At 73.0% G+C, this 13,169-nt stretch carries 14 protein-coding genes; 4 read left to right on the top strand and 10 right to left on the bottom strand.

The features are described from left to right. Positions 1 to 61: 61 nt before the first annotated feature. Entirely contained in the window at positions 62 to 784 is a 723-nt protein-coding gene (locus tag JNW91_RS08100) for a hypothetical protein (RefSeq protein ID WP_203174274.1), read from the top strand. A 74-nt stretch (positions 785 to 858) separates the two neighbouring features. On the opposite strand, the gene JNW91_RS08095 is transcribed toward JNW91_RS08100, so the two are convergent. The 3 genes from JNW91_RS08095 to JNW91_RS08085 all read right to left on the bottom strand — a co-directional run bounded on the left by JNW91_RS08095 (position 859) and on the right by JNW91_RS08085 (position 4,139). Further along, positions 859 to 1,611, bottom strand: coding sequence for a lysophospholipid acyltransferase family protein (locus JNW91_RS08095; RefSeq protein ID WP_203174273.1), 753 nt, complete (start codon positions 1,609 to 1,611; stop codon positions 859 to 861). A gap of 93 nt (positions 1,612 to 1,704) precedes the next feature. Then, on the bottom strand, positions 1,705 to 3,768 hold the full coding sequence (locus JNW91_RS08090; protein WP_203174272.1) for an amylo-alpha-1,6-glucosidase: 2,064 nt from the start codon (positions 3,766 to 3,768) through the stop codon (positions 1,705 to 1,707). Next, positions 3,768 to 4,139, bottom strand: a complete 372-nt coding sequence (locus JNW91_RS08085; RefSeq protein ID WP_203174271.1) for an SCP2 sterol-binding domain-containing protein — start codon at positions 4,137 to 4,139, stop codon at positions 3,768 to 3,770. The genes JNW91_RS08090 and JNW91_RS08085 overlap by 1 nt, the downstream gene beginning before the upstream one ends. 214 nt (positions 4,140 to 4,353) lie before the next feature. On the opposite strand from JNW91_RS08085, the gene JNW91_RS08080 reads away from it, so the two are divergent. Beyond that, positions 4,354 to 5,460, top strand: a complete 1,107-nt coding sequence (locus JNW91_RS08080) for a DNA glycosylase AlkZ-like family protein (RefSeq protein WP_203174270.1) — start codon at positions 4,354 to 4,356, stop codon at positions 5,458 to 5,460. Between the two features lie 73 nt (positions 5,461 to 5,533). On the opposite strand, the gene JNW91_RS08075 is transcribed toward JNW91_RS08080, so the two are convergent. The 6 genes from JNW91_RS08075 to JNW91_RS08050 form a co-directional block, all read right to left on the bottom strand. Continuing rightward, a complete protein-coding gene (locus JNW91_RS08075; RefSeq protein ID WP_203174269.1) occupies positions 5,534 to 5,950 on the bottom strand; it encodes a CBS domain-containing protein in 417 nt (138 codons plus the stop codon). Positions 5,951 to 6,022: 72 nt separating this feature from the next. Further along, complete coding sequence (locus JNW91_RS08070; protein WP_203174268.1) at positions 6,023 to 6,187, bottom strand: hypothetical protein; 165 nt, start codon at positions 6,185 to 6,187, stop codon at positions 6,023 to 6,025. A 191-nt stretch (positions 6,188 to 6,378) separates the two neighbouring features. Continuing rightward, positions 6,379 to 6,819, bottom strand: a complete 441-nt coding sequence (locus tag JNW91_RS08065) for a PPOX class F420-dependent oxidoreductase (protein WP_203174267.1) — start codon at positions 6,817 to 6,819, stop codon at positions 6,379 to 6,381. A 138-nt stretch (positions 6,820 to 6,957) separates the two neighbouring features. After that, on the bottom strand, positions 6,958 to 7,983 hold the full coding sequence (locus JNW91_RS08060; RefSeq protein ID WP_203174266.1) for an aspartate-semialdehyde dehydrogenase: 1,026 nt from the start codon (positions 7,981 to 7,983) through the stop codon (positions 6,958 to 6,960). Positions 7,984 to 8,045: 62 nt separating this feature from the next. Then, positions 8,046 to 9,389, bottom strand: coding sequence for a M16 family metallopeptidase (locus tag JNW91_RS08055; protein ID WP_203174265.1), 1,344 nt, complete (start codon positions 9,387 to 9,389; stop codon positions 8,046 to 8,048). Then, complete coding sequence (locus tag JNW91_RS08050) at positions 9,386 to 10,678, bottom strand: M16 family metallopeptidase (protein ID WP_203174264.1); 1,293 nt, start codon at positions 10,676 to 10,678, stop codon at positions 9,386 to 9,388. The genes JNW91_RS08055 and JNW91_RS08050 overlap by 4 nt, the downstream gene beginning before the upstream one ends. 100 nt (positions 10,679 to 10,778) lie before the next feature. Between JNW91_RS08050 and JNW91_RS08045 the strand changes: the two genes are divergently transcribed. After that, positions 10,779 to 11,516 (top strand): phosphodiesterase, encoded by a 738-nt coding sequence (locus JNW91_RS08045; RefSeq protein WP_203174263.1) that lies wholly within the window; start codon positions 10,779 to 10,781, stop codon positions 11,514 to 11,516. Here the strand turns inward: JNW91_RS08045 and JNW91_RS08040 are convergent. Further along, the gene (locus JNW91_RS08040; RefSeq protein WP_203174262.1) at positions 11,483 to 11,698 is read right to left on the bottom strand and encodes a hypothetical protein; all 216 of its coding nucleotides are present in this window, start codon (positions 11,696 to 11,698) and stop codon (positions 11,483 to 11,485) included. The genes JNW91_RS08045 and JNW91_RS08040 overlap by 34 nt on opposite strands. Before the next feature lie 282 nt (positions 11,699 to 11,980). Between JNW91_RS08040 and JNW91_RS08035 the strand changes: the two genes are divergently transcribed. Next, positions 11,981 to 13,066, top strand: a complete 1,086-nt coding sequence (locus JNW91_RS08035; protein ID WP_203174261.1) for a 3-deoxy-7-phosphoheptulonate synthase — start codon at positions 11,981 to 11,983, stop codon at positions 13,064 to 13,066. Positions 13,067 to 13,169: the final 103 nt, after the last annotated feature.

Below are 13,169 nucleotides of genomic sequence, written 5' to 3'. Positions count from 1 at the left end.
CAGCGGCCCCCGGTTCCGCCAGGCTCGTGACCACAGCCCCGCTGACCGGAAGGTCGTGACGATGCACTGCGACGCGTCTCCCTTCTTCATCGGACCCCATCGGTTCGACGCGCCGGACGACGACGTGGGGCCGGTCCTGGACCGCCGCTACGACCTGCGTCCGATGCCCGGCGAGCGCGTGCTCGGCCGGCACCAACTGCTGGTCGCCGGCTACCTGCTCGGGCCCACCGAGGCGCGGCGGGGCTGGGGGTTGCCCGGGCCGGTCTCGGTGACCGTCACCGACCAGCGGGTCTGCTGGGTGGGCACCGGGTCGCAGCTCTCCCTGGTCGCCGACGAAACGCCCCGCACCCGGCTCGCCGGCCGGCTGCCGGGGCTGATGAGCGGGCAGATCCGCTGGCAGTGGCCGTCCCGCCTGGAGCTGCCGCCGGCCGCCGCGGACGCCCCGGCGCAACTGCTGATCGTCTGCGACGCGCTGCGCACCATCCAGCAGCCGGCGCTGGCCCTCGGCGGGTCGATCGGTGAGGTCACCGCGCTGGCCCAGCAGGTCCGCCGGGCGGTGGCGATGTTCCGGCTCACCCGCCCGCAACTGGTCGACCTGTCGGCGCAGGAGCGCGACGTGCTGCTGCTCCGGGCCGGCCCCGGCCTGCTCGCCGGGGACACACGGGTCACGCTGCCCGGCTCGCTTCCGGTGGAGTTCCGCTCCCGCGAGGACTACTACCGTTCCGTGCCGGCGCCGACCTCGTGGACCGGGCTCGCAGGCGGCGCAGCATCCGGGCATCGGTGAAGCCGACGGCCCACGCGGGCCGTACCGGCAGGCACCATCGTGCCCGGATGCGCGACGATCCGGCCAGGCCCGCGTCAGGCGCTGGGGGCGTGCTGCTCGGCGGCGGCGTCCAGGGCGGCGGCCTCCTCCGGCGTGGGCGCGCTGCCGCCCAGGTGCGCCGGCTGCCACCAGGTGTCCTCCGGACCGGCCGGCGCGTCCGGGTACTCCCGCTGGGCGCGATCGACCAGCGCGCTGAGCCGGGTGGTCAGCTCGGCGGCCAGCACATTCGGGTCCGGGTAGTCGGCCGGCTCGATCGGCTCGCCGATGAGAATGGTGATCGGCGTGTGCCGCCGGGTGAGGGTGCGCGGGCGGCCCTTCGTCCAGAGCCGCTGGGTGCCCCACAGCGCGACCGGCAGCACCGGCACCTTCGCCGAGCGGGCCATCCGGACGGTGCCGCTCTTGAGTTCCTTCACCGTGAACGACCGGCTGATCGTGGCCTCGGGAAAGACACCGACGACCTCGCCGCGCTTGAGCGCCCCCACCGCCGCGCGGAACGAGGCCGCGCCGGCCTGCCGGTCGACCGGGATGTGTCGCATTCCACGCATCAGCGGGCCGGAGATCCGGTGCGTGAACACCGACTGCTTGGCCATGAACCGGACCAACCGACCCGACGCGTTCGCGCCCAGCCCGCAGAAGATGAAGTCGAGGTAGCTGACGTGGTTGCTGGCCAACACCGCCCCGCCGGTGCGGGGTACGTGGTGGGCGCCCTCGATGGTGATCTTCAGGTCGAGGACCCGGAACATCGTCTTGGCGGCGGCGATAACGGGCGGGTACACGAGCTCCGGCATTGCCAGAATCTACCCTGCCCCGCTGGGGATCGCCTGGGTGCGGCCGGCGGCGACGCCAACCCGCGTCGCCGCCGGGAACGCCTGCCCCTGCGGTCAGTCGGCCAGGTTGTTCAGGTCCAGTCTGCCCCGCGCGAAGGCGTCCACCCGACCCCAGCGGCCCGGGATGTCCAGCACCTCGATCCGGCCCATCCCCATCGGCAGCCGCGGCTCGACCGCCAGGTGCCCCTCGTGTGGCTCCAGGCCCAGCATGGTGCGCAGCAGCAACAGCGGCGTACCCGTCGACCAGGCCTGCGGGCTGCACGCCGTCGGGTACTCCACCGGGAACTTCGTCAGCTCCCGTGGATAGCCGCCGAACGCCTCCGGGAGCCGCCCGTTGAAGTAGGTGGCCGCGTCCAGGATGCCGTTGGCGATGCAGGCGGACTCCTCGGCGAAGCCGTACCGGCGCAGACCCCAGGCGATGAAGGAGTTGTCGAACGGCCAGATCGTGCCGTTGTGGTAGCCGATCGGGTTGTAGCGGGCCTCCCCCTCGGCCAACGTGCGCACCCCCCACCCGCTGAAGAGCCGGGGCCCCACCAGGTGGTCCGCGATCTTCTCCGCCCGCTCCGCGTCGACGATTCCGCTCCAGAGCAGGTGACCGATGTTGGAGCTGAGGACGTCGCACTGGCGGCCGTTCGGGTCCAGGGCCAGGGCGTAGTACTGGCCGTCGTCCACCCACCAGTCCCGGTTGAACCGCTCCTTCAGCTGCGCCGCCTCCCGCTCCAACTGGTCGGCGAACTCCGGGTCGTCCCAGAACGCACGGGCCATCCGGGCGGCCCGGACCTTCGCGTCGTACGCGTACCCCTGCACCTCGCAGGTGGCCCGCGGGAACGGCGGCAGCGTGCCGTCGGCGTAGGAGATCGAATCCCAGGAGTCCTTCCAGCACTGGTTCTCCAGGCCGGTGTCGGTGTTGCGCCGCTCGTACCAGATGTAGCCGTTGCCAACCAGGTCGGCGTAGTTGTCGATCCACCGCAGCGCGGCCCGGGACTCCTGCTCCAACTCCTTGACCAGCGCGACGTCCCCGGTCCACCGCTCGTACTCGTCGAGCAGCACGACGAACAGCGGGGTCGCGTCCACCGAGCCGTAGTACGGCGAGTGCGGCTGCTCCTCGAAGGCGGCGGTCTCGCCGTAGCGCATCTCGTGCAGGATCCGCCCCGGGTCCTCGTCCCGGAAGTCGTCGAACCGGCTGCCCTGTAGGGAGGCGAGGATGCGCAGCGTGGTCTTCGACAGCTGCGGGGTGAACGGCAGCGTCTGCAGGCAGGTGAGGATGCTGTCCCGGCCGAACATGGTCATGAACCAGGGCAGACCGGCGGCGGGCAGGGTGGCGCCGCCGAGCGACAGCGGCGAGAAGCGGAGCGCCGCCAGGTCGATCAGGCTGCGCCGGTACGTGCTGGCCACCCGGCCGTGCTCACTGTTGACCTTCGGCGCGTCCGCGATCCACTGTTCCAGGTCGTGCTGGAGCGCGAGCCGTTCGCCGCCGCCGTGCACCCGCAGTCCGATCCGCAGGTCCCGTCCGCCGGGTCCGACCGCGTGCGTCTCGACGTTGATCGACGCGTTCCACTGCTCGTTGGGTTCCAGGTGGACGGTGTACGCGAACCCCTTGCTGTCGTAACGCGCCGCCGACGACGAGGAGATGACCGTCTCCCGCCGGAAGTTGCCGCGGCGGTAGCCCAACCGCAGCTTGTCCGACTCGACCTCGGTGTAGTTCTCGCCCTTCTTGTTCAGGATCTCGTCCTTGACCTGGAACAGGTCGGCGAAGTCGGCAGCCGCGTCCATCCGGATTTCCAGGTCGACCGGTTTCTCGTCGTGGTTGAGGATGGTGAGCTGCTCCCGGAAGCTGCCACCCACCGCACGCTCCCGGATGATGGACAGCTTCGCGTCCACGTAGTGCGTGGCCATCCCCGGGACGAGAAAGAACCGGGACTCGAAGTACTGGAGGTCATCGAAGGAGAGCGAGTTGAGCCGCTCACCGTTGACGGTCAGCACCCAGGTCGACAGGAATCGGGTGTCCAGGGAGAACAGGCCGGTCGGCTCACTCGGCGTCGCCTCGATGTCGCCGGTGTCCTCGCAGACGACGAACGTGCTGCCGTCCAGGATCCGGATCGTGTTGCTCTGCCCCATCAGTGCACCTCCCCCGCGAAACGCCGACGCGGCCCACGGGCGTCCGGGGAACCCGGGAAGATCCGCTCCATCTGTACGACGAGCCGGGCGTCACCCGACACCGTCATGTCCCCGCGCAGCAGGGCGGCCAGGCCGTGTTCGCGGCCCGAGGCGATGTCCTCGAAGAGGGTCGGACTCGTCCCGATGACGGTGTCGGCCTCCCGGTCCTCCTGACTGACGTTCAGCCGGCCGTGGTCGATCCTCAGCAGCCAGTGCCGGGTCTGCGCGCCCTCGTGCAGGTCGATGCGCAGTGTCCCGGAGGTCTTCGCCAGCAGGGGCTCGTACCCCCGCCGGTCCAGGTCCTCGAAGAACCTCGTGGTCGCGTCCACCATCGGGTCCACTCCTCCCAGTTCGCCGGGCCCGGGATCCCACCCGGCGCGCTCGCGTCGCGCGCACGGCCGGCTTGGCACGTCCCCGCACGGGTCCCCGCCGCTTTCCCCGTCAACCTCGCCCGGATCGGGTGAACGGCCGTGCGGTGTCGGAGGGGACCGGTAGCGTGCCCGGCACCGGGTGGGGCATGCCGGGACGTCCGGGACGGAGGGGCACATGACGGGGCAGACGCCAACGGTCGACCGGCGGCAGGTTCTCGCCTACCGGGTGGCGGCCCAACAGCTCGACCGTTCCGGTGTCCGCCGGGCGGGCGACCTGGCGGTGCTGGGGCTCGGCGTTCAGGACACGCCGTACGGCGCCGCCCGACGGGCACTGGCGGCACGCGGCGCGGCCGGGCCGGACGAGCGCCTGGAGCTGGTCTGGTCGATGCGCGGCGCCCCGCACCTGCACCGCCGGGCCGAGCTGCCGACGCTGGCCGCGGCGCTCTGGCCGCTCAGTGACGCCGACGCCACCCGACGGATCCCGAGCCAGATCGGCGCGGGGGCACGGCTCGGACTGGCCGCGTTCCGCGCCACGGCCGAGGCGTTCCAGGCGGTGGTCACCACCGAGTTGGAGCGCGGCGTGGTGAGCCGTGCCGTCTCCGACCGGGTGCCCGCCGAGCTGACCTACGACTGCCGGGTGTGCCAGGCCCGACACATCTCCGGCGCGGTCTTCCAGCAGACCGGGCTCGCCGGCGGGGTACGCCTCGTGGTGTCCGGCCGGGCGGCCCGGCTCGCCCCCCTGTCGGAGCGCCCCGACCCGCCCGACGCCGCCGCGCACACCGACGAGCTGATCACGACGTACCTGCGACTGCTCGGTCCGGCCACCCCGGCCGCCGCGGCCGGCTTCCTCGGCACCTCCGCGACGGAGCTGCGCCGTGTCTGGCCGGCGGGCCTGGCCGAGGTGCGGGTCGACGGGCGGCCGGCCTGGCTTCCGGCCGACGCGCTCGACGCGCTGATCGGCGCGCCCACACCAAGGCTGGTGCGGCTGCTGCCACCGGGCGATCCCTTTCTCGCCGGGCGCGACCGTGACCTGCTGGTGCCCGCGCGCGAGCACCAGCAACAGCTGTGGCGGGCCATCGGCAATCCCGGGGCGCTGCTGGTGGACGGCGAGATCACCGGTACCTGGCGGGCCCGGCAGGCCGGAAAGGGACGACTGGCGGTGACCGTGAGCCCGTGGTCCGCGCTGTCCACCCAGGTCCGGCGTGCGGCCGACGCCGAGGCCGCGTCGCTGGCCGCCGCTCGCGGAGCCGCCGACGTGCGGGTCGAGTTCGACCAGTCCTGACCACCGGGCCCGGTCCGGCCAGCGCAGCGCCGGCCCTCCCAGGAGGGGAGGACCGGCGCGCCGCGGCGGACGATCAGTTGTTCGGGTCGTCGGCGCTGATGTCGGCCAGGACCGACTGCGGTTCGCGCTCGACCGCGAGGTCACCCATCGAGACCAGACCCACGAGGCGCCCGTCGTCGATCACCGGCAGTCGGCGTACGGCGTAGGTGCGCATCAGGTCCGCGGCGGCCACCGCGTCGTCGTACTGACTCACGGTGATCACGTCGCGGGTGGTGATCTGGTTCAGCCGGGTCGAGCCCGGGTCCATGTTCTCCGCGACACCCCGGACCGTGATGTCCCGGTCCGTGACGATGCCGACCACGTTGTCGCCGTCGGTCACCACCACGTCACCAATCGCGCTGTCCCGCATCTCCTGCGCGGCGGCGATGAGCGTGTCGTTGCCGTCCATCGTCACCAACCGGGTCGTCATGAACTCTCCGACCGTTGTCATGGTGCTCCCCTCTCGGTGTCGGCACGGCCCGTCTACCCGCCGCCTGGGAGGGGGTAACGCGCGGCCCGGCGGCTATCGGCGCGGGTGCCGCAGGCGCCCCAACTCGTAGAGGCCGCTGCTGGTCAACGAGTAGAAGAGGGGCAGCAGCAGGAAGAACACCAGCGCGAGCAGCGGGCTAACGAGGAATCCGACCGCGATCGCCAGCGCGTACCCCACGATGCCGACCGCGGCCCGCATCCGTTCGGCGGGGAAGAATCCCCGCGGAACGGCCGTACGGCCTCGCGGATCTGCTGGGCGGTGTGTGGCGGCACAATCCGGCCCGGGTGGACGTGGCCCTGTCCCGGCAGCGGTTGGCCCGGCACCGGCCGGCGCGGCGCTGGCCCGGCGTGACCGTGATCGAGCCGGGCTGACCGGTCGGGTCGCGCGCGTCAGCTCCGGGGCGGCATCCCGTAGACGCGTTCCACGTGCAGGCGCAGCACCAACCGCCCCTCGTCCACCATGGCCCGGCGGTACTCGTCCCAGTCCGGGTGTTCGCCGCGCAGCGCCCGGTAGAGCGCGACCAGTTCCTCGACCGTCGCGTCGTCGGGCTCGGCGGCGGGCGTGGTCAGTTCGGCCCGTCCCTCGACGACCGCGTAGGCCCAGCCGTCCTCGCTGCCGACGTGGAAGCTGGCCCGCGGGTCCCGCCGCAGGTTCGCGGTCTTGGCCCGCCCCTCGGTGACGGAGACCCGGATCAGCCCGGCGTCGGGGTCGAACGAGTAGACCACTGTGGACAGCTGTGGCCGCCCGTCCCGCTTGATCGTCGCCAGCACGCCCATCGAGCGGCCGGCGATCAGGTCGGTCAACGCCTGCTGGGTGCGGTCATCCGGCACGGTTCCTCCTGAGGGACGTCGGCTCCGCCCCCCATCCAAGCACGACCGGCGGACCACCGCGCCCGGCGCTGGACGGCCACCCGGAACGGAACCGAGCCCTCGCCGGCCACCGGCGAGGGCTCGGAGTGACCGCGACGGTCAGCGGCGCTCGGCGGCGACCAGCTCGGCGAGCTGCACCGCGTTGAGTGCGGCGCCCTTGCGCAGGTTGTCGTTGGAGCAGAACAGGGCCAGTCCGTACTCCACGGTCTCGTCGGCGCGGATCCGACCCACGTACGTCGGGTCCTGCCCGGCCGCCTGCAACGGCGTCGGCACGGCGGTCAACGCGACCCCGGGCGCGTCGGCGAGCAGCTCGTGGGCCCGCTGCGGGGTGAGCGGTCGCGCGAAGCGGGCGTTGATCTGGAGCGAGTGACCGGTGAAGACCGGCACCCGGACGCACGTGCCGGAGACCTTCAGGTCGGGGATCTCCAGGATCTTGCGACTCTCGTTGCGGAGCTTCTGCTCCTCGTCGGTCTCGAACGAGCCGTCGTCGACGATCGAGCCCGCCAGCGGAAGCACGTTGAAGGCGATCGGCTCGGCGAACGAACGCGGCGCGGGGAACTCCACGGCCGAACCGTCGAAGGCGAGCCCCGAGGCGTGCTCGGCGACCTTGCGGACCTGCTCGTCCAGCTCGGCGACGCCGGCCAGCCCGGCACCGGAGACCGCCTGGTACGTCGAGACGACCAGGCCGACCAGGCCGGCTTCGGCGTGCAGCGGGCGCAGCACCGGCATCGCGGCCATCGTGGTGCAGTTGGGGTTGGCGATGATGCCCTTCGGGCGGTCGGCGGCGGCATGCGAATTGACCTCGGCGACCACGAGCGGCACCTGCGGGTCCATCCGGAACGCCGAGGAGTTGTCGATCACGACGGCTCCGGCCTCGGCGACCCGGGGGGCCAGCTCCCGGGCGGTGCCCTTACCGGCCGAGAAGAGCACGATGTCCAGGCCGGAATAGTCGGCGCTCGCCGCGTCCTCGACGGTCACCTCGCCGTCGCGCCAGGGCAGGGCACGCCCGGCGGACCGCGCCGAGGCGAACAACCGCACCTGCTCCGCCGGGAACTCCCGCTCCGCCAGCACCTGCCGCATAACGCCACCGACCTGGCCGGTGGCCCCCACAATGCCGATCCTCATGCCCGCGAGGCTACCCAGCCCACCCCCACGACCGGGACCTCTTGATCACCGGGGGGTGAGGGTTAGGGGTGGTCGATCAGGTCGCCGAGGGCGGCGGCGGTCAGGTCGTCGCGGATCACTGCGGCGTCGCCCTCGATGACCAGGGACAGCGCGTCCGGGTGCAGGTGGGTGGCCGCCGCCGCGGAGACCTGGTCCACGTCGGCGGCGAGCAGCGCCGCACGCAGCTGCGCGTGGTAGTCGTCCGGCAGGTCGTGCACCACCAGCGTGGTCAGTGCGGAGGCGATCGCCCGGGGGCTCTGCAACTCGACCGAGAGCTGACCGGCGCGCCAGGAACGGGCCACCGCCAACTCGTCCTCGGTCACCCCGCCGGCCTGCGTACGGGTGATCTCGCCGACCGCCTCGACCAGGGCCGGCGCGGTGACCGCCGTCTGCACGCCGGAGCTGACCGCGAACCGGCCGAACCGCCGGGACGAGGCGAACTCGCCCCGGATGCCGTACGTGTAGCCGTGCACCTCGCGGATCAGGTGGTTGAGCCGGGAGGTGAACGCCCCGCCGAGGACCGTGCCGGCGAGCGTCATCGGCACGTGGTCGGGGTGCGAACGGTGCGGTGACGGGTGGCCCAGCCGTAGCGTGGACTGCACCGAGCCGGGCCGGTCCACCAGGATGATCCGCCGGCCGGTGCGCAACGGCACCTCGATCGGACCGCCCCGGCCGGCGGGGCCACCGCCGGTGCCGGCGAACGCCGCGGCGGCCAGCGCGTCCAGGTCGATCCGGTCCAGGTCACCGGCGACGATCAGGGTGCCGGGCCGCAGGAACCACTCGGAGTGGAAGACCGTCACGTCCTCCACGTCCAGTGCGGCGACCGACCCCGGGTCGCCGTACATCGGACGGCCCCAGCGGTTCTGCGCACCGAACAGATCCGCACGCAGCGCCGCGTCGGCGCGCGGACCGGGATTGGCCCAGTCCATCCGCAGCGCGGTCGCCTCGTCGTCGCGGACCCGCTGGACGTCGGCCGGATCGAGCCGGGGCGTCCGGACGGCCTCGGCGAGCAGTTGCACCGCCGCGGTCAGCCGGTCCACCGGCACCTGGACGCTGACCTGGAACGAGTCCCAGTCCAGCCCGGTCACCAGCTCGGTGCCGAGCGCCTCGATGGCCAGCGCGTACGTGGTGGCGTCCCGCTGCGCGGTGCCCTCCTCCAACGCCTTGGCCAGCACCCCGCCGAGCCCTTCCTTGCCGTTGGGCTCCCGGCCGGCGCCGGCGTCGAGCAGCAGCAGGGCGACGGCGAGGTTCTGCCCGGGCAGGTGCGCGGCGACGACCTGACCACCGGCCACGGCGCGGCGGACCACCGGCGGGAACCGGTACGGGCGGGCGGCGCCCGGGCCGGGACGGTCGGCGATCAGCGTCATGCGGTCTCCTCGGGCAGGTAGGTCAGGGTCACCCGGTCGGCGGCGCCGAGCACCTCGGCGGCGACCTCGGCGATCTGCTCGGCGGTCACGGCGAGCCAGGCGGGCAGCCGGTCGGCGGCTCGGGCCGGGTCACCGAACTGGGTGGCGTACCGGCCGAGCGTGTCCGCGCGGCCGTCCACCGTCGACATCTGCCGCCACCACGCGGTGCTCAGCAACGCCTTGGCGCGGTCCAGCTCGGCGGCGGTCACCGGCACGGTGGCCAGCTCGTCGACGACCTCGGCCAATCCCTCGGTGAGCCGTTCGGCGCTCACCCCGGGGCGGGCGGTGGCGGTGGCGATCAGCGGCGCCGGGGCGTGCGCGAGGTCCACCCCGTACGCCCCGACCAGATCCGGTTGTGCGATCCGCTCACCGTCGGCGAGCCGCTGGTAGAGCCGGCTGCCCCGCCCGCTGCCGAGCACGGTGGCGAGGACGGTGAGCACGTCGTACCCGGGGCTGCCGAAGGGGTGGCCGCGGTGCGCGACGTACACCCGCGGGGCCGGCACGTCGGCGGTCACCGTCTGCACGGCGGGCCGCCCGGTCGCCTCGACGCTCCGGCCGTCCGGGGCGGGCGGGATGTCCTCGCGGGCGGGCAGCGCGCCGAAGTACTTGTCGGCCAGCGCGAACACCTCGGCGGCCGGCGCGTCGCCGACCACGGTGAGCACCGCGTTGTTCGGCGCGTAGTAGGTGCGGTGGAACGCTTGGAAGGTGGCGAGGTCGGCGGCGTTCAGGTCGGCCATCGAGCCGATGGTCGCGTGATGGTAGGGGTGTCCCGGTGGGTAGAGCAGCGGCAGCAGCCGCAGCCAGGCGTCGCCGTAGGGGACGTTCTCGTAGCGCTGCCGCCGCTCGTTCTTGACCACCTCGCGCTGGTTGTCCAGCGTCTCCTGGGTGAGGGCGGGGACCAGGCCGCCCATCCGGTCGGCCTCCAGCCAGAGCGCCAACTCCAGGTGCTCGGCCGGGACCGTCTCGAAGTAGTTGGTCCGGTCCGGGTTCGTGGTGGCGTTCAGCGAGCCGCCGGAGCCCTGGATCAGCTTCATGTGCTCGGTCTTCGCAACGTTCACGGAGCCCTCGAACATCAGGTGCTCGAAGAGGTGGGCGAAACCGGTCTGCCCGGCCGGCTCGTGCCGGGAGCCGACGTCGTACCAGAGATTCACGGCGACGGCGGGCGCGGTGCGGTCCTCGCTCACCACCACGCGCAGGCCGTTGTCCAGTCGGGACGTCTCGATGGGCCAGGGGTAACCGCTGTCGGGCATGGCACGACGCTATCCGATCTCGCGGACGGAAATGTGACGTGCGGTCGGTCCGCGAGCCGACCCGCCCGCATCGGGGCCGCCGCTCGGGGTATCGGAGGGCATGACCGTCACCTCGCCACCGTCCCGGGCCGCCACCGCCGTCGAACACGCCACCGCCGCGCTCGGCAGGCTGCGCCGCGGTCGGTTGCTGCATCCGGCCGGTCGCTCGTTCGCCGGCGAGGTGTTGATCTGGGGTACGCCCGGACCACCCACCGGGGTCGGTCTGCTCGACGACCCCGGCCGGTACCGGGCCACCGTCCGGCTCTCCAAGGGGACTTCCACGCCCGGCAGCTGGCCGGACGTGCTGGGTCTGGCGCTGCGCCTGCATTTCGACGCCGGCCGCCCGTTCGACCTGCTGGTCAGCTCCAGCGGCGCGGCCCCGCTGCTGCGGAACCTGCCGCTGCCCCGACGCGCGTTCAGCGGGACGTACAGCACGATCATGTGCTACCGGGTGGGTCCACGTCGGCTCTGGCTGGCCGCGCTGGCCGACCCGGAGTCGGTCGACCTCGGCCGCAGCCTGACCGCGGTGGCCGCCGCGACCCGGGCGGACGCACCGCGCCTGGTGCTCGCGGTGGCGTCCGCCGTGGGGCCGTGGCGGCCGGTCGGGCAGGTCAGCATCGGCGCCCAGCTCAGCGCCGGGGAGGACGCCGCGCTGGCGTTCGACCCGGTGCGCAACCTGCCACCCGAACTGCGGGCGGCCGGTCCGCTGGCCTGGCTGCGGGACCAGACCTACCGGGGGTCCCGCCGGGCGCGCGGGGTGGATGGTCAGTCCGGGGGTTCGACCGCGACCACCGTCTGATCGGAGGTACGGCGCTCCAGCACCGTGTCCGGTGCCGCGTTCTGGTCCGCCTCGCGGATGTCCGAGTCGGCGAGGATGGCCTCCGCCTGCGCCTGCGGGTCGTCGCTGCCCACCGCCGCCTCCTCGGGGAGGAGGTGCGCGCGGGATTCCACGCGGTCCTGGTCGCTCTGCTCGTCAGTCATGGCACCCCTGTTACCCCGGGCCCGCCCTCGGCACGCGATGTTCACTCCGCATCTTGGGACGACGCACCAGGCGTTCGCGCCGCGTCGGGTACGCTGGCCCCCGTGACGCGTTCCTATCGATGGTTTAGGCAGCCGGCTCGCACGCCGGTGACTTCACCATGAACTGACGTCACCACGGACCGAGCCGGCTGGGCAGGAGCTGTCGTTCCTGCCCTTTTGCGTACGAGCAGCCGGCTCGTCCCGGGCACCGGCCCCGGGCACGGTCGGCGGAAGGATGCCACCGTGACGACCCCGGAGACCGATCGGGTCAGCGATCAGCGGATCGACCGTGTCGTGCCGCTGACCACCCCCGCCCTACTGCACCACGAGTTGCCCCTGGACGCCCCGCTCGCCTCGGCCGTGCTGACCGGGCGGCGCGCGGTGGGCCGCGTGCTGGACCGCGCGGACGACCGCCTGCTGGTGGTGGTCGGCCCCTGCTCGGTGCACGACCCGGCCGCCGCCCTCGAGTACGCCCAACGGCTGCGCGCCGCCGCCGACCGACTCGCCGACGACCTGCTGATCGTCATGCGGGTCTACTTCGAGAAGCCCCGGTCCACGGTGGGTTGGAAGGGCCTCATCAACGACCCCGGCCTGGACGGCAGCGGCGACGTCAACACCGGCCTGCGACGAGCCCGCGCGCTGCTGCTCGACGTGCTGCGTGTCGGTCTGCCGGTGGGCTGCGAGTTCCTCGACCCGATCACGCCGCAGTACATCGCGGACACGGTGGGCTGGGGCGCGATCGGCGCCCGGACGGTGGAGAGCCAGGTGCACCGGCAGCTCGCCTCCGGCCTGTCCATGCCGATCGGCATGAAGAACCGCCCCGACGGCAGCATCGGCACCGCCGTGGACGCGATCCGCGCCGCCGGCGTGCCGCACGTCTTTCCCGGCATCGATTTCTCCGGCACCCCGGCGATCATGCACACCCGCGGCAACACCGATGGGCACCTGGTGCTGCGCGGCGGGGGTGGCCGGCCCAACTACGACGCCGGGTCGGTGGCCGGCGCTCTCGACCTGCTCCGCGCGGCCGGGCTGCCGGAGCGCCTGGTGATCGACGCCAGTCACGCCAACAGCGGCAAGGACCACCGGAACCAGCCGCTGGTCGCGGCGGACGTGGCCGCCCAGCTGGCCGCCGGTCAGCGCGGGATCACCGGGGTGATGCTGGAGTCGTTCCTGCTGCCCGGCCGGCAGAACCTGGATCCGACCCGCGAGCTGGTGTACGGCCGCTCGGTCACCGACGCCTGCCTCGGCTGGGACGACACGGCCGACGTGCTCGACCACCTGGCCACCGCCGTGCGGGCCCGCCGCGCCACCCTGCCGACCCCGGCCTGACGGTGTGACGGCCGGCACTGCGGCGCGCGGAACACGGGCGGGTGGCACCTGGTTAACTGAGGTGTCGGTGTGTCCAGTGTCCCCGGGCCTCACCTAATTGCCC

Origin of the sequence: Micromonospora parastrephiae (assembly GCF_016802865.1) — a bacterium.
Lineage (GTDB): Bacteria > Actinomycetota > Actinomycetes > Mycobacteriales > Micromonosporaceae > Micromonospora > Micromonospora parastrephiae.
Note: the sequence above shows the minus strand (reverse complement) of the source record. Positions and strands in the feature narration are given on the sequence as shown.